General features: G+C 73.0%; 14 protein-coding genes and 2 pseudogenes. 9 read left to right on the top strand and 7 right to left on the bottom strand.

The window, feature by feature from the left end:
* Positions 1-147 precede the first annotated feature (147 nt).
* Both ABD954_RS17600 and aspS read right to left on the bottom strand, forming a co-directional pair.
* A pseudogene (locus ABD954_RS17600) lies at positions 148-270 on the bottom strand (DUF1266 domain-containing protein); the annotation flags it as partial.
* Between the two features lie 115 nt (positions 271-385).
* Positions 386-2,204, bottom strand: a pseudogene (gene aspS, locus ABD954_RS17595) (aspartate--tRNA ligase).
* A 148-nt stretch (positions 2,205-2,352) separates the two neighbouring features.
* Here aspS and ABD954_RS17590 point away from each other — a divergent pair.
* Entirely contained in the window at positions 2,353-4,497 is a 2,145-nt protein-coding gene (locus ABD954_RS17590; RefSeq protein WP_345486981.1) for a SpoIIE family protein phosphatase, read from the top strand.
* Positions 4,498-4,580: 83 nt separating this feature from the next.
* Complete coding sequence (locus ABD954_RS17585) at positions 4,581-5,402, top strand: oxygen-binding di-iron domain-containing protein (protein ID WP_345486980.1); 822 nt, start codon at positions 4,581-4,583, stop codon at positions 5,400-5,402.
* Between the two features lie 3 nt (positions 5,403-5,405).
* On the opposite strand, the gene ABD954_RS17580 is transcribed toward ABD954_RS17585, so the two are convergent.
* The 3 genes from ABD954_RS17580 to ABD954_RS17570 form a co-directional block, all read right to left on the bottom strand.
* A complete protein-coding gene (locus tag ABD954_RS17580) occupies positions 5,406-6,500 on the bottom strand; it encodes an AI-2E family transporter (protein WP_345486979.1) in 1,095 nt (364 codons plus the stop codon).
* Between the two features lie 287 nt (positions 6,501-6,787).
* Positions 6,788-7,750, bottom strand: a complete 963-nt coding sequence (locus ABD954_RS17575; RefSeq protein ID WP_345486978.1) for a pirin family protein — start codon at positions 7,748-7,750, stop codon at positions 6,788-6,790.
* 123 nt (positions 7,751-7,873) lie between these two features.
* Positions 7,874-8,398, bottom strand: coding sequence for an SseB family protein (locus tag ABD954_RS17570; protein WP_345486977.1), 525 nt, complete (start codon positions 8,396-8,398; stop codon positions 7,874-7,876).
* Positions 8,399-8,563: 165 nt separating this feature from the next.
* Here ABD954_RS17570 and ABD954_RS17565 point away from each other — a divergent pair, with 165 nt between their 5' ends.
* Both ABD954_RS17565 and ABD954_RS17560 read left to right on the top strand, forming a co-directional pair.
* Positions 8,564-10,393 (top strand): acyl-CoA dehydrogenase, encoded by a 1,830-nt coding sequence (locus ABD954_RS17565; RefSeq protein ID WP_345486976.1) that lies wholly within the window; start codon positions 8,564-8,566, stop codon positions 10,391-10,393.
* A gap of 282 nt (positions 10,394-10,675) precedes the next feature.
* Entirely contained in the window at positions 10,676-11,971 is a 1,296-nt protein-coding gene (locus tag ABD954_RS17560) for a M18 family aminopeptidase (RefSeq protein WP_345486975.1), read from the top strand.
* A gap of 9 nt (positions 11,972-11,980) precedes the next feature.
* Here ABD954_RS17560 and ABD954_RS17555 read toward each other — a convergent pair whose 3' ends face one another.
* On the bottom strand, positions 11,981-13,789 hold the full coding sequence (locus ABD954_RS17555) for an NHL domain-containing thioredoxin family protein (protein WP_345486974.1): 1,809 nt from the start codon (positions 13,787-13,789) through the stop codon (positions 11,981-11,983).
* Positions 13,790-13,863: 74 nt separating this feature from the next.
* Here ABD954_RS17555 and ABD954_RS17550 point away from each other — a divergent pair, with 74 nt between their 5' ends.
* The 4 genes from ABD954_RS17550 to ABD954_RS17535 all read left to right on the top strand — a co-directional run bounded on the left by ABD954_RS17550 (position 13,864) and on the right by ABD954_RS17535 (position 17,741).
* A complete protein-coding gene (locus ABD954_RS17550; protein WP_345486973.1) occupies positions 13,864-14,580 on the top strand; it encodes a hypothetical protein in 717 nt (238 codons plus the stop codon).
* 296 nt (positions 14,581-14,876) lie between these two features.
* Positions 14,877-16,457, top strand: a complete 1,581-nt coding sequence (locus tag ABD954_RS17545; RefSeq protein WP_345486972.1) for a hypothetical protein — start codon at positions 14,877-14,879, stop codon at positions 16,455-16,457.
* A 21-nt stretch (positions 16,458-16,478) separates the two neighbouring features.
* A complete protein-coding gene (locus tag ABD954_RS17540; protein ID WP_345486971.1) occupies positions 16,479-17,231 on the top strand; it encodes a bestrophin-like domain in 753 nt (250 codons plus the stop codon).
* A gap of 18 nt (positions 17,232-17,249) precedes the next feature.
* Positions 17,250-17,741 carry an LURP-one-related/scramblase family protein gene (locus ABD954_RS17535; RefSeq protein WP_345486970.1) on the top strand — a complete coding sequence of 164 codons (492 nt, stop codon included), beginning with the start codon at positions 17,250-17,252 and terminating at the stop codon, positions 17,739-17,741.
* 28 nt (positions 17,742-17,769) lie between these two features.
* Here ABD954_RS17535 and ABD954_RS17530 read toward each other — a convergent pair whose 3' ends face one another.
* Positions 17,770-18,975 carry a trans-sulfuration enzyme family protein gene (locus ABD954_RS17530; RefSeq protein WP_345486969.1) on the bottom strand — a complete coding sequence of 402 codons (1,206 nt, stop codon included), beginning with the start codon at positions 18,973-18,975 and terminating at the stop codon, positions 17,770-17,772.
* Between the two features lie 73 nt (positions 18,976-19,048).
* Between ABD954_RS17530 and ABD954_RS17525 the strand changes: the two genes are divergently transcribed.
* Positions 19,049-20,575: an aminotransferase-like domain-containing protein gene (locus ABD954_RS17525; RefSeq protein ID WP_345486968.1), complete on the top strand. Its 1,527-nt coding sequence runs from the start codon at positions 19,049-19,051 to the stop codon at positions 20,573-20,575.
* The last annotated feature ends 85 nt before the right edge of the window (positions 20,576-20,660 follow it).

Here is a 20,660-nt window from a genome sequence, read left to right as displayed (position 1 = left end):
GTCTGAGCGAGACGGGCTTCGGCGGACCACTCGACCAACTTCGTATCCGCCGCCTTGCGGGACCGAAGCCGAACTGCGCGCGAGTCCGTCCACCCGCCTCCGTGATCTCACGGCGGCCAGTAGGGTCCGCGTAGCCCGCTGGCGCGCTCATGCCCAGGGAATCGTCAGCCAGGGACTGCCCGGGTCCGTCGTCAGGACGCGGTGGGTGCGCAGGATGGTCTCGTACCACTCGCCGAATTCCTCCTCGTCGAAGTGGAGGCACCGGCCGAGAGATCGTACGGAGAACCGGGCTGCTCACGGTCGGCCCAGAGGTCGTACTGCCGAGGGCCCGGACCGTCTCCTACGACGGCTCCGGGCCCTCCTCACGTCCGCGTCCGGCTCGTGCTTACCGCGCCGCGTCCGGGTGCACGGCCTCCGTCACCGGGCGGCCCTCGACGACCTTGGTCTCGGCCGGCTTGCGCAGGGCGATGTGGAGCTCCTTCAGGCGGGACTCGTCCAGCTCCGTCGGCGCGCCCATCATCAGGTCCTGGGCGTTGCCGTTGAGCGGGAAGGCGATGGTCTCGCGGATGTTGGGCTCGTCGGCGAGGAGCATCACGATGCGGTCCACGCCCGGGGCGATGCCGCCGTGCGGGGGGGGCGCCGAAACGGAAGGCGCGGAGCATGCCCGCGAACTCCTGCTCGACGGTGTCGCGGTCGTAGCCGGCGATCTCGAAGGCCTTCAGCATGATCTCGGGCTCGTGGTTCCGGATCGCGCCGGAGGACAGCTCCACGCCGTTGCAGACGATGTCGTACTGCCAGGCCAGGATGTCCAGCGGGTCCTTCTCCTCCAGGTCCTTCATGCCACCCTGCGGCATGGAGAACGGGTTGTGGGAGAAGTCGATCTTGCCGGTCTCCTCGTCCTTCTCGTACATCGGGAAGTCGACGATCCAGCAGAAGCGGAACACGCCCTCCTCGAAGTGGCCGGCGCGCTTGGCGGCCTCGACGCGGACGGCGCCCATGATCTTGGAGACCTCGTCGAAGTCGCCCGCGCCGAAGAAGATCGCGTGGCCGGGCTCCAGGCCGAGGCGCTCCACGAGGGCCTTGACGTTGTCCTCGGTGAGGAACTTGGCGATGGGGCCGGTCAGGGCGTTCCCCTCGCCGACGCGCACCCACGCCAGGCCCTTCGCGCCCTGCTCGACGGCGAAGTCGCCCATGGCGTCGAAGAACTTGCGCGGCTGGTCGCCCGTGTCCGGCACGGCGAGGGCGCGCACGTGCTTGCCGGCGAACGCCTTGAACTCCGAGCCCTCGAAGACGTCGGTGACGTCGACGAGCTCCAGCTTGGCGCGCAGGTCCGGCTTGTCGGAGCCGTACTTCAGCATGGCCTCGCGGAACGGGATCCGCGGGAACGGGGAGGTGACCGGGCGGCCGCCGCCGAACTCCTCGAACAGCTCGGTCATGAGCTTCTCGATCGGCTGGAAGACGTCCTCCTGCTCGACGAAGCTCATCTCGACGTCGAGCTGGTAGAACTCGCCCGGCGAGCGGTCGGCGCGGGCGTCCTCGTCGCGGAAGCACGGCGCGATCTGGAAGTAGCGGTCGAAGCCCGAGATCATCAGCAGCTGCTTGAACTGCTGCGGCGCCTGCGGCAGCGCGTAGAACTTGCCCGGGTTCAGGCGGGAGGGGACCACGAAGTCACGGGCGCCCTCGGGGGAGGTCGCGGTGAGGATCGGGGTCGCCATCTCGTTGAAGCCGAGGGCCACCATCTTCTGGCGGATCGCGGCGATCACGGCCGAGCGCAGCATGATGTTGCGGTGCATGCGCTCGCGACGCAGGTCGAGGAAGCGGTACTCGAGCCGCCGCTCCTCGTTGACGCCGTCGTCGGTGTTGATGGTGAAGGGGATCTGCTGGGCCGCGCCGAGCACCTCGACCTCGGCGGCCTCGATCTCGATCTCGCCGGTGGCGAGGTCGGGGTTGACGTTCTCCGCGCCGCGCGAGACGACCTTGCCGTCGACGCGGACCACGGTCTCCTTGGTCAGCTTGTCGAGGACCTCGGCCGCCGGGGTGCCGGGGCGGGCGACGAGCTGGGTGATGCCGTAGTGGTCGCGCAGATCGATGAAGAGGATGCCGCCCAGGTCGCGCCGATTGTGCAGCCAGCCGCTCAGCCGGACGTCGGTGCCGACGTCAGAGGCGCGGAGCTCGCCGCAGGTGTGGGACCTGTACCGATGCATCGTCGTTCATCCAGTCTTCGGGATCGGTGGTGGGGAAGCCTGATAAATCAAGCCGTACCAAGCCTACCGGGCTGCCCGGGGCGGCGATCCGAATACTCTCGGTGGTGACCTGTGGCGACGTGGTGTCCGATATTCATAAAGTAGGGCAATGCGCACCGAGGACGTCCTGGCCGCCATCGCGACCGGCCTGTGGCGCTGGGACAACGCCTCCGGGATCGTCACGCTCGACGCCGAGGCGGCCCGGCTCCTCGGGCTGCCCGCCGAGCCCGTCCGGCTCAGCGAGGCGGCGGTGCGTTCGCGCTTCCATCCGGTCGACTGGAACGAGATCGACGGCGTGGTCGGCCTGGCCGTCGCCGAGGGCACGCTGGCCGAGGCCCGGCTGCGGATCATGGACGGGGACGGCCGGGTGCTCCGTACGGTACGGAGCAGGTCGAAGCCCCTGATCGAGGGAAACGACTACCAGCTGGTCGGCACCCTCCAGGAGGTCGCCGAACCCCAGCCCGGCACCGCCGCCCGCACCCCCGTCACGGGTGACTGGCGCCGCTCCCGCGAGGCGTTCCTCCTCGACGCCGGCCGGGCGCTCGCCGAGGCGCGGTCGACGGCCGAGGTGCTGCGGGTGGCGGCGTCGCTGTCCATGCCCGGGTTCTCGCCGGACGGGCTCGCCGTCTTCGGCATGTCGGGCGACCGGCTGACGATCATCGGGCACCACGGCCACGGCGACGGCGACGAGGGCCCGTTCACCTCGATGACCCTGGACACCGACTACCCGGCGGCCGAGGTGGTGCGGACCGGACGGGCGATCTACCTGCCCAGCCCCGAGGAGTACGCGCGCCGCTTCCCGATGACCTGGCCGCTGGCCCAGCGGTTCGGCCGCCGCTCCTGGGCCTTCGTCCCGCTCGTCGTCGCCGGCCGGACGATGGGCGCGTGGATGGCCGCGTTCAAGCATCCGGTGGCGTTCACGCCCGACGAGCGCTCCGTCCTGACGACGGTCGCCCGGATGCTCGCTCAGGCCCTGGCCCGGGCCGGGGTGGCCGAGTCGGAGCGCGAGCTGTCGCTCGGCCTCCAGCGGACGATGATGCCGGTGCTCGGCCCCGGCATCCCGGGGATCCGGGTGGCCGCGCGGTACGTCCCCACCGGCGGCGGGCTCCAGGTCGGCGGCGACTGGTACGACATGATCCGGCTGCCCGACGGGGCGGGCGCGGGGCGGATCGCCCTGGTCATCGGCGACGTACAGGGGCACGACGTGCGGGCGGCCGGGCTGATGGGGCAGCTGCGGATCGCGCTGCGGGCGTACGCCTCCGAGGGGCACGGGCCCGACGCGGTGCTCTCGCGCGCCTCCCGTTTCCTCCACGGGCTCAACGACGGCGCCGACATGGGCGCCGGCGCGGGGGAGGACGGCGACGGGCCCCGGTTCGCGACCTGCCTCTACCTGGAGGTCGACGTGGAGAACGGCACGGTGGAGATCGCGCGGGCCGGGCACCCCGATCCGGCGGTGCGGATGACCGACGGAACGGTTCTGCTCCGGCCCACGGCCGGTGGTCTGCCCCTCGGCATCGACCCGGACAGCGACTACCCCACCACCCGCCTCACCCTCGAACCCGGCGAGACCCTCATGATCTGCACCGACGGGCTCCTGGAGACCGGCGGCCACGACCTGGACAGCGGCTGGGAACGGGTCAGGAAGCTCCTGGAGTCCGACGACGGCGAGGACCTGGAGGCGCTCGCCGACCGGCTGGTCGAGGCCGTCCACGGGCCCGGCTCGCACCACACCACGGGCCCGCTCGCCGACCGCCGCGAGGACGACATCGCCGTCCTGCTGCTCTCCCGGCAGGGCACGGCGGTACGGGAGGCCCCGCGCCGCACGATGATGACCGTCGCCCAGGCCGAGCCCGAACGCATCGCCGCCGCCCGCGAGCAGGTGCGCCAGCTCCTGCACGACTGGTCGGACGAGGACCAGGTCGACTCGGCGGTCCTCATGGTCTCCGAGATGGTCACCAACGTCCTCGTGCACACCGACGGCGACGCCCTGCTCGTGGCCGAGGTCGTCTGCCTGGAGAACGCGCGCCGGCTGCGGGTCGAGGTGGCGGACACCAGCGACGACCTGCCGCACAAGCGGCACCCGGGCGAGATGGCGTCCAGCGGGCGCGGGCTGATCCTCATGGAGATGCTGGCGCACGCGTGGGGCGTGGACCCGCGCGGCGAGGGCAAGGCGATCTGGTTCGAACTGCACGAGCCGCCGTCGGGGCAGGGGCCCTGTGCGGAGCGGGTCCCCGGGCAGGCTCCGCCCGGCTGACGGGCGGGGGCCGCCCACCGGGCGGAGACTGGTGTCGTACGGCCGCAGGGGCACCACCCGCCGGGGGGACCACGGAGCTCGTCATGGACACCCACAAGGTCGGCAGCGACACCACCGTCCTGGCCGACAGCCTCGAGATACCGGGCATCGGCCACATCCCCGTCAACGCCTACGTCCTCACCGCCCGCGAACCCGTCGTCGTCGACACCGGACTCTCCCTCTCCGACCGCGACTTCGTGGCCACGATCGGCGAGGTCGTGGACCCCGCCGACATCCTCTGGATCTGGCTCACCCACCCCGACCGGGACCACACGGGCGGCATCTTCGACCTGCTCGTCGCCGCGCCGAGAGCACGGGTGGTGACCACGTTCATCGGCGCCGGGATCATGACCACCGAACGCCCGCTGCCGATGGACCGCGTCTACTTCCTCAACCCCGGCCAGTCCCTCGACGTCGGCGACCGCTCGCTCCACGCCTTCCGGCCGCCGCTCTTCGACAGCCCGGCCACGGTGGGCTTCTACGACGACAGGACCCGGATCTGCTTCAGTTCCGACTGCTTCGGCGGGCCCGTGCCGACCGCCGAGCTCGCCGAGAGCGGGCACGCGAGCGACCTCAAGCCGGAGGAGCTGCGGGAGGCGCAGCTGCTGTGGGCGACGCTGGACAGCCCGTGGGTGCACATCGTGGACCCGGTGAAGTACGCCCGGTGGGTGGACCAGTTCCGGGAGATGAATCCGGAGATCGTCCTGAGCACCCATCTGCCGCCGGCCGTGCGGATGGTGGACCGGATGATCGAGACGCTCACGATGGCGCCGGACGCGGACCCGTTCGTGGGCCCGGACCAGGCGGCCCTGGAGGAGATGCTGAAGTCCTTCCAGCCGGGAGGCATGCCGGCCGCGACGACCTGAGGATCACGGCTCCGCGGCGCGGGCACCGCCCGCCGCCCCGGTACCGCCCGCCCCGGCTCCCCGTCCGTACCGCGTGCGCAGCTCGCCGATCACCCCGAACGCGGCCGCCGTCAGCGGCACGGCGAGCAGCATGCCCAGGATCCCGGCCACGGACGCCCCGGCCGTGATGGCGAGCATCACCACGGCCGGGTGCATCTGCACGGTCCGGCTCTGGATCACCGGCTGGAGGACGTGCCCCTCCAGGACCTGCACGGCGAGGACGACGCCCAGCGCCCACAGGGCGATGACGAAGCCGCGGTCGGCGAGCGCGACGAGGACGGCGACGGCGCCGGAGATGACGGCACCGAGGTACGGGATGTAGGCGCCGACGAAGACGAGGGCGCCGAGCCCGACCGCCCCGGGCACGCGCAGGACCAGCAGCCCGACGGTGATGAAGGTGGCGTCGATCAGGGCGATGAGGGTCGTGCCGCGCATGAAGCCCTCGACGGCCTCGAAGGCGCGCCGCCCCATCGCCTCGACCGTGTCGCCGGTGGAGGCGGGGGCGAGGGAGCGCAGCGCGCCGACGGCCCGGTCGGAGTCGCGCAGGAAGAAGAAGACGAGGAGCAGCGCGAGGACGGCGGTGGCCATCATCTCGCCGACCACGCTGAGCCCGGAGATCACTCCGGAGGCGGCGGTGCCGCCGAACCTCTGGAGCAGCTCCCTGGAGTTCGCGGCGAGGTCGTCGAGGGAGGTGCCGGCGGCGCCGAAGTGCCCGGCGATGTCCCGCGCGGCCCGCCGCACGGAGGAGACGATCTGGTCGCCGGTCTCCAGGAGCGCGGCGACCACGATGTACGTGGCACCGCCGACGACCGCGAGGACGGCGAGGACTGTGAGCCCGGCGGCGAGCGACCTCTGCACCTTCATGCGCAGCAGCCGCCGGTGGAGCGGACCGAGGAGCGCGGTGCCGAGGAGCGCGAGCAGGACGGGGGTGACGGCCGTCCTGAAGGTGACGCACAGCCGGACGAGGACCGCGGCGACCCCGGTGACGAGCAGGAAGACGACGCACCAGGCGGCGGTGCGGCGGACGCCTTCGGGCAGGAGCGGTCGGGTGGTCTGCACCCGACCACCGGATCACGCCCGGCGGCGCGTCGTCGCGCGCTGGAGGCCGTACGAGTGACGCGCCGTCAGCTCGTACGGCCCAGGGGGCATAGGGCTCCCCGCATCCCGGCGCGGCACCCGGACGCGGGAGGCCAGACCCGGGGAGCCGGACGCGGAAGGCGGACCCGCGAGCCGGACCAGGGGAGCCGGACGCGGAAGGCCGGACCCGGGGGCGCTGGCCCCAGGGGGCCGGACGTGCCGGGGCCGGCCGCGTCAGCCCGTACGGCCCCGGTGCGGACGGACCGCCGTCACTCGCCCATGCCGTGCACGGCCGGGATCGTGCCGAGGCGGCCCGCCTGGAAGTCCTCGAACGCCTGGCGGAGTTCGGCCTGGGTGTTCATGACGAACGGGCCGTAGTGCGCCATCGGCTCGCGGATCGGGCGCCCGCCGAGGAGGACGACCTCCAGGTCCGGGGTGTTGCCGTCCTGCTTCTCGTCGGCGCGGACGACCAGCCGGCCGCCCTTGCCGAAGACGGCGGTCTGGCCCGTGTGGACCGGGCGCCGCTCGCCGCCGACCGTGCCGCGTCCGGCCAGCACGTACGCGAGGCCGTTGAAGTCCTCGCGCCACGGCAGGCTGATCTCGGCGCCGGGCCGCAGGGTGGCGTGGATCATCGTGATGGGGGTGTGGGTGATGCCCGGGCCCTCGTGGCCGTCGAGCTCGCCGGCGATGACGCGGAGCAGCGCGCCGCCGTCCGGGGAGGTCAGGAGCTGGACCTGGCCGCCGCGGATGTCCTGGTAGCGGGGGGCCATCATCTTGTCGGCGGCCGGCAGGTTGACCCACAGCTGGAGGCCGTGGAAGAGGCCGCCGCTGACGACGAGGTGCTCCGGCGGGGCCTCGATGTGCAGCAGGCCGGCGCCGGCGGTCATCCACTGGGTGTCGCCGTTGGTGATGGTGCCGCCGCCGCCGTTGGAGTCCTGGTGGTCGAAGACGCCGTCGATGATGTAGGTGACGGTCTCGAAGCCGCGGTGGGGGTGCCAGGGCGTGCCCTTGGGCTCGCCGGGGGCGTACTCCACCTCGCCCATCTGGTCCATCATGATGAACGGGTCGAGGTACTGGTAGTTGATGCCGGCGAAGGCGCGGCGCACCGGGAAGCCCTCGCCCTCGAAGCCCGAGGGCGCCGTGGTCACGGCGAGCACGGGGCGGGCGGCGGCGTCGGCGGGGGCGGCGACGCGGGGCAGGGTGAGCGGGTTCTCGACAGTCACGGCAGGCATGACGGACCTCCTAGTGCGACCTTGTACGACCACTTTAGTTGAACAATGAACTTCCTGCCACCCGGAACGCCGAGCGCCCGGGAGGAATTCCCCTCCCGGGCGCCCATCACCGCCGTCGCGTCCTCAGCCGTACATCCGGCGCATCGCGTAGTCGACCATCTGCTCCACCGCCTTGGCGTCGAAGACCATCCGGTGGTCGCCCTCCATGTCGAGGACGAAGCCGTAGCCGGTCGGCAGCAGGTCGATCACCTCCGCACCCGTGATCACGAAGTACTTGGACTCCTTGCCCGCGTACCGCCGCAGCTCCTTGAGCGAGGTGAACATGGGGATCACCGGCTGCTGGGTGTTGTGCAGGGCCAGGAAGCCCGGGTTGTCGCCCCGCGGGCAGTAGACCTTCGAGGTCGCGAAGATCTGCTGGAAGTCCTCGGCGGACAGCGTGCCGGTCGTGAAGGCCCGCACCGCGTCGGCGAGCGAGGGCGGCGACGGCTCCGGGTACAGCGGGGCCTGCTGCTGTCCGTACCCGCCGCCCGGCATGCCGCCCTGCATGCCGCCCTGCCCCGGCATGCCGGGCTGCCCCTGCGCGTACTGCGCCTGCGGAGGGGGACCGTACTGCTGCTGCGCACCCGGATTCTGCTCGTAGCCGTACATGGGGTCAGCCTATCGAGCGGCCGTCGCGGTGCGTCCCGCGTCACAGATGTCCGGATAGGGGTTGCCCTTATTACCGGTGGGTAGCATCATCGTAGAGAGCGTGGGCTACTCACGGGTAGCCACCGGTAGACATCCGCCTCCCCGAGCCTTTACGGAGCCGTCGCCATGGGGCACTACAAGTCGAATCTCCGCGACATCGAGTTCAACCTCTTCGAGGTGCTCGGCCGCGACAAGGTGTACGGCAGCGGTCCGTTCGAGGAGATGGACGTCGAGACCGCCAAGAGCATCCTCGACGAGATCCGCCGCCTCGCCGAGAACGAGCTCGCGGAGTCCTTCGCCGACGCCGACCGCAACCCGCCGGTCTTCGACCCGGAGACCAACACGGCCCCGGTCCCGGCGTCCTTCAAGAACTCCTACAACGCCTTCATGGAGTCCGAGTACTGGCGTCTGGGCATCCCGGAGGAGATCGGCGGCACCGTCTCCCCCCGCTCGCTCATCTGGGCCTACGCGGAGCTGCTGCTCGGCTCGAACCCGGCCATCTGGATGTACTCCTCCGGCCCGGCCTTCGCCGGCATCCTCTACACCGAGGGCAACGAGGCGCAGAAGAAGATCGCCAAGATCGCCGTCGAGAAGCGCTGGGGCTCCACCATGGTGCTCACCGAGCCCGACGCGGGCTCGGACGTCGGCGCCGGCCGCACCAAGGCCATCCAGCAGGAGGACGGCTCCTGGCACATCGAGGGCGTCAAGCGCTTCATCACCTCCGGTGAGCACGACATGGAGGAGAACATCCTCCACTACGTCCTCGCCCGCCCCGAGGGCGCCGGCCCCGGCACCAAGGGCCTCTCCCTCTTCCTCGTCCCGAAGTACGAGTTCGACTGGGAGACCGGCGAGCTCGGCGCCCGCAACGGCGTCTACGCCACCAACGTCGAGCACAAGATGGGCCTCAAGGCCTCCAACACGTGCGAGATGACCTTCGGCGACAAGCACCCCGCCAAGGGCTGGCTGATCGGCGACAAGCACGACGGCATCCGCCAGATGTTCCTCATCATCGAGTTCGCCCGCATGATGGTCGGCACGAAGGCGATCTCCACCCTCTCCACGGGCTACCTCAACGCCCTGGAGTACGCCAAGGAGCGCGTCCAGGGCACCGACCTGGCGAACTTCATGGACAAGACCGCCCCCAAGGTCACCATCACGCACCACCCCGACGTCCGCCGCTCGCTGATGACGCAGAAGGCGTACGCCGAGGGCATGCGCTCCCTCGTCCTCTACACCGCCACCATCCAGGACGAGATCGCGATCAAGGAGGCGGCCGGCGAGGACGCCAAGGCCCTGCACGGCCTGAACGACCTCCTCCTGCCGATCGTGAAGGGCTACGGCTCCGAGAAGGGCTACGAGCAGCTCGCCCAGTCGCTGCAGACCTTCGGCGGCTCCGGCTTCCTGCAGGAGTACCCGATCGAGCAGTACATCCGCGACGCCAAGATCGACACCCTCTACGAGGGCACCACGGCCATCCAGGGCCAGGACTTCTTCTTCCGCAAGATCGTCCGCGACCAGGGCGCGTCCCTGAACGCGCTCGCCGAGGAGATCAAGAAGTTCCTCGCCCTCGGCACCGGCGGCGACGAGCTGGCCGGCGCCCGCGACGCGCTCGCCAAGGCCGCCGTCGACCTGGAGGGCATCGTCGGCGCCATGCTGACCGACCTCACCGCCACCGGCGAGGACGTCAAGAACATCTACAAGGTCGGCCTCAACACCACCCGCCTGCTCATGGCCTCCGGTGACGTCGTCGTCGGCTACCTGCTGCTGCGCGGCGCGGCCGTCGCCGCCGAGAAGCTGGCGGCCGGCGCCTCCGGCAAGGACGTCGCCTTCTACCAGGGCAAGATCGCCGCCGCGAAGTTCTTCGCCGCGAACGTCCTGCCCGGTGTCTCCACCGAGCGCGTCCTCGCCGAGAACGTCGACGGCTCGCTGATGGACCTGGACGAGGCCGCGTTCTAGTACCGCACAGGTACGCGACGTCGTCCGCGCGAGGAACGGCTCGCTCCCGGGGAGGGGAGCGGGCCGTTCTGGTTTGCTTTTGTGGCTCGGTTCGCCTCGGATCTCGTGGGCACCGGCGGGTGCTCGGGGCGGCCGTCCTGCCCTCGGCGGGCGACCGCCGGTGGTCGTGGGCACCCCGAGGGGGGTCGTGGGCGCGGCCCCCGTCCGGCGGTCACGGGCGGTGGGGCGTCCGGAGGCGGATACCCCCCGTCCGCATGCCGGTACCTGCGTAAGGTGAACGGCATGAGTAGCGCAGCCTCCCGCTTCGACCGCGGCCACACCGATGACCTCATGACCTTCCTCGCCGCCTCGCCGTCGCCGTACCACGTCGTGGCGAACACGGCGGAGCGGCTGGAGAAGGCCGGCTTCCGCAGGGTCGAGGAGACCGACGCCTGGGACGGGACGACCGGCGGCCGGTACGTGGTGCGCGGCGGCGCGATCATCGCCTGGTACGTGCCCGAGGGCGCCGCCCCGCACACCCCGTTCCGGATCGTGGGCGCCCACACCGACTCCCCGAACCTGCGGGTGAAGCCGCAGCCGGACTTCGGCCGCGAGGGCTGGCGCCAGGTCGCGGTCGAGATCTACGGCGGGCCGCTGCTCAACAGCTGGCTGGACCGGGACCTGGGCCTGGCCGGCCGGCTCACGCTGCGGGACGGCAGCCACGCGCTGGTGAACGTCGACCGGCCGCTGCTGCGGGTGCCGCAGCTCGCCATCCACCTGGACCGGCAGGTCAACGAGGGCATGAAGCTGGAGCGCCAGCGGCACATGCAGCCGGTCTGGGGCCTGGGCGAGGTGCGCGAGGGCGACCTGATCGCGTTCGTCGCCGAGGAGGCGGGCGTCGACGCCGAGGACGTGGCGGGCTGGGACCTCATGGTCCACGCCGTCGAGGCCCCCGCCTACCTGGGCCGGGACCGCGAGCTGCTGGCGGGCCCGCGCATGGACAACCTGATCTCCGTGCACGCCTGCGCCGCCGCGCTCGCGGCCGTCGCCGCGCACGGCGACGACCTCCCGTACATCCCCGTCCTCGCCGCCTTCGACCACGAGGAGAACGGCTCCGAGGCCGACACCGGCGCCCACGGCCCGCTGCTCGGCACCGTCCTGGAGCGCTCGGTCTACGCCCGCGGCGGCGGCTTCGAGGACAAGGCCCGCGCCCTCGCCGGCTCGGTCTGCCTGTCCTCCGACGTCGGCCACGCCGTGCACCCCAACTACAGCGAGCGTCACGACCCGACGCACCACCCGCGCCCCAACGGCGGCCCGATCCTCAAGGTGAACGTCAACCAGCGCTACGCCACCGACGGCAGCGGCCGGGCCGTGTTCGCCGCCGCCTGCGAGAAGGCGGGCGTGCCGTGGCAGTCGTTCGTCTCCAACAACGACATGCCGTGCGGGACGACGATCGGCCCGATCACCGCCGCCCGCCACGGCATCTCCACGGTCGACATCGGCGTGGCCTGCCTGTCGATGCACAGCGCCCGCGAACTGTGCGGATCCGACGACCCGCACCACCTCGCGAACGCGCTGGTCGCCTTCCTGGAGGGCTGACCGGCCGGCTCAGCCGTCCAGGCCCGCGAGGATCAGCGGCAGGCGGGCCGCACCGCCCTCGGTGATCCTCAGCGGGACGCCCCAGTCCTGCTGGTGGACGTGGCAGGCCGGGTACTCGTTGGCCGGGTCGTCGTCGCAGGAGGCGGCCATCGCCGAGACGTGCAGGACGCCCTCGGTGAGGTCCGGGTTCAGTTCGAGTTCGCGGAACAGGTCCGTGCCCGTGCCCTCGCCCGCGAGGAGCAGCTCCGGCGGGGTCGAGGAGACCAGGAGCCGGGTCGAGGGGCCGTAGCGGTCGTCCAGCTTCTGGCCCTTGGGGGCCTGGAAGACCACGTCGAGGCGGAGGCGGCCCGGGGCGACCTCGGTGGCCTCGCGGCGGGTGCGGTGGGCGACCGCCTCGACCCGCACGGCCTCCTCCGGCAGCCGCAGCCGGGTGAGCCGGTGCCGGGCCGACTCGACGACCACGACGTCCTCGCCGACGACGACCGCGTCGCTCGGCTCGCGCAGATCCGTCGCCAGGGTGGTGACCTCGCCGCTCGCCGGGTCGAAGCGGCGCAGCGCGTGGTTGTACGTGTCGGAGACGGCGACCGAGCCGTCGGGCAGCGCGGTGACGCCCAGCGGGTGCTGGAGCAGGGCCTGGCCGGCCTCGCCGTCGCGGTGGCCGAAGTCGAACAGGCCGGTGCCGACGGCGGTGTGGACGGTCCCCTCCGGGTCGATCCAGCGCAGGGCGCTGGTCTCGGAGTCGGCGATCCACAGCCGGTCCTCGGTGGCGGCGAGCCCGGACGGCTGCGCGAACCACGCCTCGGCGGCGGGCCCGTCGACCAGGCCCTCGTTGGTGGTGCCGGCGGCGACCTCGACGGTTTTCGTCTCCGGGTCGTACGTCCACAGCTGGTGGACGCCCGCCATGGCGATCCACACCTTGCCCCGCCACCAGGCGACGTCCCACGGCGAGGACAGGTCGACCTCCAGGGCCGGTCCCGAGGTGGGGGAGCCCTGCCACCACTGGCGGCCGGTGCCGGCGATCCGCTCGACCGCTCCGGTCTCGGGGTCCAGCAGCTTCAGCGCGTGGTGCACGGTGTCCGCGACGACGACCTTCCCGTCCGGCAGCAGGGCCAGGCCCTGCGGCTCGCGGAACTCGCCCTCGCCGCCGATCCGCCGCACCACGCTCTCGCCGTCCGCCGCCAGCTCGACGAGCTGGTGCCGGGTGGTGTCCGAGACCAGGAAGGTGCCGCCCGGCAGCAGGACCGCCTTGCCGGGGAAGCGCAGGTCGGTCGCGACCGGCTCCGGCGGCACGTACGGGCCGTCGCCGCGGCGCAGCGTGCCCTTCGCCTCGTGCTCGGCCTCCAGCTCCTCGACCAGGGTCCGGATCGCGTTGGCGTGGCCTTCGCCCGCGTGCTGGGCGACGACGTAGCCCTCGGGGTCGATGACGACGAGGGTCGGCCAGGCCCGTACGGCGTACTGCTTCCAGGTCGCGAGCTCCGGGTCGTCGAGGACGGGGTGGTGGACCTCGTAGCGCTCGACGGCGTCGACGACGGCCTGGTGCTCGGCCTCGTGGACGAACTTCGGCGAGTGCACCCCGATGATCACGAGGGTGTCGCGGTGCTTCTCCTCCAGTTCGCGCAGCTCGTCGAGGACGTGCAGGCAGTTGATGCAGCAGAAGGTCCAGAAATCCAAGATCAATATGCGACCTCGGAAGTCGGCGAGCTTCAGGTCCTTCCCGCCGGTATTGATCCAGCCGCCCTTGCCGATCAGCTCGGGGGCACGGACACGGGCACGGCGGGGCGCGGGCGCGGGGGTGGGCGCCGGGGCGGCATCGTTCATGCTTCAAGCTTGCCATCCTGGTATGAACGTCGGGTCACACGCGTACGGCAGGACCTACGACAGGAGGCCGAGGGTTGGCTGCGGACGGGGACGAGAAGACTGCCGACGAGACGGCGCGGGCGGTTCACGGGTTCCTGCCGCTGCCGGGGCCGGTGGAGGACCGTAGGGAGGTGTTCGCCGGATGCGTGGCGGAGGTCGTCCGGGTCCTCGGGCTCGATGTCGCTCGGGAGCCGCAGCCCGGCGATCCACGAACCTGGGTGAACCATGCTCGGACGGCGCTCTACAAGGCCTGCCGCCGGGAGCTGGTCCTCTCCGAGGAGTCCTTCCAGGCGCTGATCAAGGCAGCTGTTCACGACCCCGATCCGAGCTTCAACCGCCAGTTCCTCGAACCCGCGCTGAACGCGTTCGGGCACAGGCGGGTCCAGGCCTCGCTGCTTGGATACCTGCGGGCCGGCACGGACCTTGAGCGGGCGGGCGCGGCGAATGCCTGGTACTGGTCGGCTCTGCCCCTGCGCATGCCCACCGTACGGGCGGAGCATCCCGCAGCCACCGGTCCGGCGGAACCCGACGACGCCGCGACCGTGAGGGCCGAGTGGTACGAAGCCGCGCTGCGCGAGTTCGTGAGCAACGAGCACCTGGACGTCCGGCGCTGCATCCTGCCGGGCCTGCCGCTCCGGAAGTCGGCTTGGCCGCCGGAACTGCACGACCTGGTGGACGCTGCCGTGGCGATAGCCCGGTCCCATCCGGACGAGTACATCCGCCACCGCGTGGAACACCAGGTCGGTGACTGACGCCCTCACTGGGCGCGCTCAACCACGGCGATTCCCGAGAACTCCCGCAGGAACGGGGCGCGGGTGCGGGTGGGGACGCGGAGTCGTCGTTCTTGGCTGAGGGTGCCGCGCGGTTCGGCGTACGGGTGAAACAGGGGTCCGAGCGGGGTGGGTGAGGCGTGTCCTGCCCCGGGCACGCGGCCGTGGCATGGCGAGCATGACCTACGGACCGATCATCCGACTTTTCGGCCACTCCGGTCGTCCGGTCCGCCGGACGGACGGCGGTACGGCCGTCCCAGCGCCAGGAGGTGCCCGTCATGTGGCTGCGGCACGCCCCGCTGTCCCCGCTGCTGCTCCTGCCCGCGCTCCTGGCCCTCCTGCTGACCCTGCTGCTGCCCCTGACGGCTCCGCCCGCCCGGGCCGGCGGAGCCGGGGACGGCGCCCTGGGGCTGACCGTCACCGTGAACACCGTCCGCGCCGGGTGGCCCGCCGTGCGGGTCGGCGCGGTGGTCGTCAAGCGCTACCGCCTGGTCAACCGGGGCGAGGCGGATCTCCACCGGGTACGGGTCACCGACCCCGGCGTGCCGGGCGGCCGGGTCACCTGCCCGGCGGGTCCGCTCGCGGCGCTCACGTCGGTGCAGTGCACGGCCCGCTTCCCGGCCCTGCCCGGCCGGCACACCACGACGGCCCGCGCGACCGGTGACGTCCCCTCCCTCGGCAAGCGCCTCACGGCCACCGCGCGCTCCGGTTACGAGGGCGTGGCCGGTGCCCTCGCCCTGGCGGAGGCGGTCCGCGTGACCGGCCCCGGGGAGGCGGTCGTGCGCTACACCGTGACCAACCGGGGCAACCGGCCCGTCCACGCGATCCGGCTCTCCGACCCGCCCCTGGGCGCCGTGCCGGGCGGGATCGTGTGCGGGGTGCGGCGGTCCGCGCCCCTGCCGTCGCTCGCCCCCGGCGCCTCCGCCGACTGCACGGCGACGGTACGGCGGCCGCCCGGGACCTACCGCAGCGAAGGGCTCGTCTCCGGCAGCGACCGCGTCACGACGGTGGGGGAGCTCGGCGAGCGGGTCCCGGCACCGCCGCTCACCGCCCGCGCCACGGCGGTGTTCCGGCTGGACGCCGTACCGGGGGCGCGTCCGGTGCGGCCGGAGCGGCCGGGCGGGACGGGTGCGTCCCCAGGAGCGCCGGGGACGCCGGGGGCGCCGGGTACTCCAGGGACTCCGGGGACGCCGGGGACGCCGGGTGCTCCAGGGACTCCGGGGACGCCGGGGACGCCGGGTGCTCCAGGGGCTCCGGGGGCTCCGGGGGCAGGCGCTGCGGGTGCGGGAGCCGCCGGTGTGCCCGGGGCGGCGGGTGCCGCCGGAGCCGGTGCCGGGGCCCCCGGTCTCGGCCCCCTGCCGGTCGGTCCTCCCGGCGCGCCCGTCTCCGCCGCGGAGGTCGCCGCCGACGCGGCGGCGGCCGCAGCGGTGGCCGAGGCGGCGGCAGCCGCCCTGGCCGAGGCCGGCGTGCGCGCCCTGACCGGTGGTACGGCTCCGGGCGCGGCCCCGCCCCCGGCCGCCCCGCCGCCCGGTGCCGTACCGCCGCCCGGTGCCGTACCGCCTCCGGGGGCCGTACCGCCTCCCGGCGTCGCCCGCCCGCCGAGCGCCGTGCGCCCACCCGGCGAGGTGCGGCCGCCCGGAGTGCGGCCGCCGGCCGCCGTCGCCGAGGAACCGGGCGAGGTCCCGGCCCAGGTGCCGGCCACCCGGCCCCCCGCGGCGGCGGCCGGCGACGAGGGACTCCTGCCGCGCCTGCACCGCCGCTACCGCGAACTCCCGCAGCTCGGGACCGTCCTGACGCTGCTCCTGATCCTCATCCCGGCCGCCGTCGCCGCCGCCCTGCTCGGTTCCCGCCACCGCTGAGAAAGCCTGCTGAGAGGTCTCATGGCCCTCCTCGAAACCCTCGTCGTCGTCTTCGCCGTCGCCGTGGTCGCCGCGCTCGCCGTGGTCGTCAAGACCAGGCTCTTCCCGCTCCGGGAGGGCGAGGAGCCCCGCGAGGACGTCGCCGAGTACATCTCAATGATGGTGTCGGTCTTCTACGCGCTCGTGCTCGGCCTGTGCCTGGTGTCCGTCTGGGACAACCGCGCCACCGCCGACGACCGGGTGCAGACCGAGGCGAGCGCCCTGCACCAGACCTACCTCCTGGCCGACGCGCTGCCCGCCGCCCAGCGGCAGCCGGTGCGGGACGCCGCCCGCGCGTACGCCGCGCACGTCGTGGAGGTCGAATGGCCCCGGATGGCCGAGCGCGAACCCCTCGGCACGGAGGGCTGGGCGCTGCTCGACCGGCTGCGCACGGCCGGCGAGCTCACCGGCCGCGCCACCCTGTCCCAGCAGATCGCCGCCCAGGAGGTGCTGGCCCAGCTCGGCTACGTCGACGACGCCCGCCGGGGCCGGGAGACCGCGGCCGGGGAAAGCCTCTCCGTGGTCCTGTGGACGGGACTGATCATCGGCGGCGTGCTGACCGTGGCCTTCATGTTCCTCTTCGGCCTCGAACGCAACACCACCCACGTGATCCTGGTGATGGGCCTGTCCGGCTTCATCGCCTTCACCGTCCTGCTGATCTACCAGCTGGACGCCCCCTTCGGCGCCACGCTCGGCGTGGCCCCGGACCCCTTCACCCGCTACTTCCCGCTGTGACGGGGAAGGCATACCGCCATGAAATACCTGGTACGCGACAAGATCTTCGCCGTCGGTGACGACTACTGGATCGAGGACGAGCGGGGCGGGCACGCCTTCCTCGTCGACGGCAAGGCGCTACGGCTGCGCGACACCCTGGAGCTGAAGGACCCGGACGGGCGGGTCCTGGTCACCCTGCGGCAGAAGATGTTCAGCCTGCGCGACACGATGACCGTCGAACGGGACGACAAGCCCCTCGCCACCATCCGCCGCAAGCGCCTGTCGCTGCTGCGCAACCACTTCCGGGTCACCCTGGCCGAGGGCACCGAGCTGGACGTGAGCGGGCGGATCCTGGACCGGGAGTTCGCCGTCGAGTACGACGGCGAACTCCTCGCCCACATCTCGCGCCGGTGGTTCCGCGTCCGCGACACCTACGCGGTCGACGTGGTCCGCGAGGACGCCGACCCCGCCCTGCTGATCGCGGTCGCGGTGTGCGTGATCCGGATGGCCGAACGGGAGCGGGAGGACTGACCGCCCCCGGCACCCTCCTCGTATCGGCCTACAGGGCCTTGGCCAGCGCCTGCTCCAGGTCCTCCCACAGGTCCTCGACGTGCTCGATGCCGACGGAGAGCCGGACCGTGCCGGGGGCGATGCCCGCCGTGGCGAGGGCCCGCTCGTCCAGCTGGCGGTGGGAGGTGGAGGCCGGGTGCATGACGAGGGTCCGCACGTCGCCGAGGGAGACGCTGAGCGACGCGAGGCGGACCGCCTCCACGAAGGCCCGGCCGGCTTCCCGGCCGCCCGCCAGGTCCATGGAGACGACCCCGCCGCCGCCCCTCGGCAGCAGCCGGGCCGCCACCTCGCGGTCCGGGTGCCCGGCCAGGGCCGGGTGGCGGACGGCGGCCACCGCCGGGTGGGCGGCGAGGCGGCCGGCGAGCTCGGCGGCGCTCGCGCTCTGCCGCTCGATGCGCAGCGGCAGCGTCTGAAGCCCGCGCAGCGTCAGCCAGGCGGCGAACGGATCGGTGACGGCGCCCTGTTCCACCGCGTGGTGGCGGATCCGGCGGTGCAGCTCCGCGTCCTTGAAGACGGCGACGCCGCCGAGGACGTCGGCGTGGCCGGCGAGGTACTTGGTCGCCGAGTGCACGACGACATCGGCGCCGTACTCGATCGGCCGGCACAGCAGCGGCGAGGCGAAGGTGTTGTCGACGACGGACGGCACCCCGGCCTCGTGGGCGGCGGCGATCAGCGCGGGCAGGTCGGAGACCCGGGTGGTCGGGTTGGCGATGGTCTCCAGGTAGAGCAGCCGGGTCTCGGGGCGCAGCGCGGCGCGCACCTCGTCCGGGTCGGTGCCGGAGACGTGGCTGACCTCGACGCCCCAGCGTGCGGCGAGGTCGGTGAGGACGGCGTAGGTGCCGCCGTAGAGGCAGCGCTGCGCGACGACGTGTCCGCCGGTGGAGAGCAGACCGAACAGCACGCTGTTGATGGCGCCCATGCCGGAGGCGTACGAGAGGGCGTCGGCGCCGCCCTCGAGCCGGGCGACGGCCAGTTCCAGGGAGCGGACGGTGGGATTGCCCATGCGGCTGTAGAGGAAGGCGTCGGGCGACTCGAAGGCCTCGGCGAGGGCGTCGGCGCTGTCGAAGCCGAAGACGTGCCCCTGGTGGAGGGGGACGCCGAGCGGCCGGCTGCCGCGGATCTCCGGCTGCGGCGCGTGGACGGCGAGGGTCTCGGGGCGGTCGGTGGACGAAGGGGTTGCGGTCTCGGCGCTCATGACGCCCAGTCTGGGGACGGCGGGCTTGCGCCCACAGGACCAATCCCGGCAGATTGGTCCGCCGATGGATCCAATGACACCCGCCGTGGGCGAGCTGGTCGCCTGGCTCGGCCGCTGGTCCGCCGGGCGCGGGCCGCTGTACCTGTTGCTGGCCGCCCGGATGCGGCAGCTGATCGACGAGGGCCTGTTGCCGGCCGGCGCGCGGCTGCCGCCCGACCGGCGGCTCGCGACCGCGCTCTCGGTGGGCCGCACGACGGTGGTCGCCGCCTACGACACGCTGCGCCAGGAAGGCCGTCTGGTGCGCCGTCAGGGCAGCGGTACGCGGGTGGCGCCGGCGGCCCTGGCCCCGCCCGTCCCACGGGTGACGGAGACGTCCAACCCGATGTTCCTGCACCTGCTGGAGCATTCCGGTGACGACGTCGTCCTGCTGAGCTGTGCCGCGCCGCCGTCCCCGCCGCCCGCGCTGGCCGAGGCGTACGCCGGTCTCGTCCTGCCCGCGCACGACCTCGGCTACCACCCGGCCGGGCTGCCCGCGCTGCGCGAGGCCGTCGCCCGGCGGTACGAGGAGCGGGGCGTGCCGACCTCGCCGGCGCAGGTCCTGGTCACCACCGGCGCCCAGCAGGCGATCGGTCTGCTGACCCGGCTCCTGGTGGCGCCGGGCGACGGGGTGCTCGTGGAGGCGCCGACCTATCCGGGGGCGCTCGACCTGTTCCGGGAGGCGGCGGCGGTGCCGCACCCGGTGGCGGTCGGACCCGACGGCCTCGACGTGGCGGAGGCCGTACGGCTGATGGAACGTCACCGGCCGGCCCTCGCCTATGTGGTCCCGCACCTGCACAACCCGACCGGCACGGTCCTGCCGCCCCTGCTCGGGCGGCGTCTGGTGGCGGCGGCGGAGGAGCACGGGGTGCCGCTGGTGGAGGACGAGGTGCTGAGCGAGCTGGGCTTCGGGGACCGCCCGGGGCCGCCGCCGCTGTCCTCGTACGGTACGGAGGTCATCGGCGTCGGCTCGCTCAGCAAGGCGGTCTGGGGCGGTCTGCGGATCGGCTGGGTGCGGGGCCCGGCCCCGCTGGTGGCACGGCTCGCCCGGCTGAAGGCACTGCACGACCTCGGCAGTGACGTTCCGGCGCAGCTGGTGGCGGCGCGGCTGCTCGGCTCCTTCGAGCCGCTGCTGCGGGCGCGGGTGGCGGAGCTGCGCGCCGGTCACGACCTGCTGCGTGCCGAGCTGGGACGCCGGCTGCCCTCGTGGAGCTGCCCGCCGGCCTCGGGCGGGCAGACCCTGTGGGTCGGGCTTCCGTACGGCGACGGGGTGTCGTTCGCGCAGGTCGCGCTGCGCCACGGGGTGGCCGTGCTGCCCGGCTCCACCATGGACGCCCTGGGCGGCAGCGGCCGCATGCTGCGGCTGCACTTCCTGCTGCCGGCGCGGGAGCTGGAGCGGGCCGTGAGCAGGCTGGCCGAGGCATGGGCCGCCTACGTCCCCGAGCCGGGGGCCGGGCCGGGGCCGGCGGTGGGGGCGGGGCCGGCGGTGGGGGCGGGGCCGGGGACACGGCCCGGGCCACCGGCGGGTCTCCGGCCCGCCGCCCTGAACGCCATCACCGTCTGAGGGCGCCGTCCTCCGTCCGGGCAGGGGGCGGGCGTGGGCGCGCGGTCGGCGGGCGGGCGACGGCGTCGTGCCGGGGTGGGGCCGG

Origin of the sequence: Streptomyces roseoviridis (genome assembly GCF_039535235.1) — a bacterium.
Lineage (GTDB): Bacteria > Actinomycetota > Actinomycetes > Streptomycetales > Streptomycetaceae > Streptomyces > Streptomyces roseoviridis.
This window is presented reverse-complemented; position numbering and strand designations above follow the sequence as displayed.

What these genes read in the sequence shown, in the direction of transcription:
- ABD954_RS17590 (WP_345486981.1), top strand. Translation starts at nt 2,353, where the DNA reads ATGCGCACCGAGGACGTCCTGGCCGCCATCGCGACCGGCCTGTGGCGC.
- ABD954_RS17585 (WP_345486980.1), top strand. Translation starts at nt 4,581, where the DNA reads ATGGACACCCACAAGGTCGGCAGCGACACCACCGTCCTGGCCGACAGC.
- ABD954_RS17575 (WP_345486978.1), bottom strand. Translation starts at nt 7,750, where the DNA reads ATGCCTGCCGTGACTGTCGAGAACCCGCTCACCCTGCCCCGCGTCGCC.
- ABD954_RS17570 (WP_345486977.1), bottom strand. Translation starts at nt 8,398, where the DNA reads ATGTACGGCTACGAGCAGAATCCGGGTGCGCAGCAGCAGTACGGTCCC.
- ABD954_RS17565 (WP_345486976.1), top strand. Translation starts at nt 8,564, where the DNA reads ATGGGGCACTACAAGTCGAATCTCCGCGACATCGAGTTCAACCTCTTC.
- ABD954_RS17560 (WP_345486975.1), top strand. Translation starts at nt 10,676, where the DNA reads ATGAGTAGCGCAGCCTCCCGCTTCGACCGCGGCCACACCGATGACCTC.
- ABD954_RS17555 (WP_345486974.1), bottom strand. Translation starts at nt 13,789, where the DNA reads ATGAACGATGCCGCCCCGGCGCCCACCCCCGCGCCCGCGCCCCGCCGT.
- ABD954_RS17545 (WP_345486972.1), top strand. Translation starts at nt 14,877, where the DNA reads ATGTGGCTGCGGCACGCCCCGCTGTCCCCGCTGCTGCTCCTGCCCGCG.
- ABD954_RS17540 (WP_345486971.1), top strand. Translation starts at nt 16,479, where the DNA reads ATGGCCCTCCTCGAAACCCTCGTCGTCGTCTTCGCCGTCGCCGTGGTC.
- ABD954_RS17535 (WP_345486970.1), top strand. Translation starts at nt 17,250, where the DNA reads ATGAAATACCTGGTACGCGACAAGATCTTCGCCGTCGGTGACGACTAC.
- ABD954_RS17530 (WP_345486969.1), bottom strand. Translation starts at nt 18,975, where the DNA reads ATGAGCGCCGAGACCGCAACCCCTTCGTCCACCGACCGCCCCGAGACC.
- ABD954_RS17525 (WP_345486968.1), top strand. Translation starts at nt 19,049, where the DNA reads ATGACACCCGCCGTGGGCGAGCTGGTCGCCTGGCTCGGCCGCTGGTCC.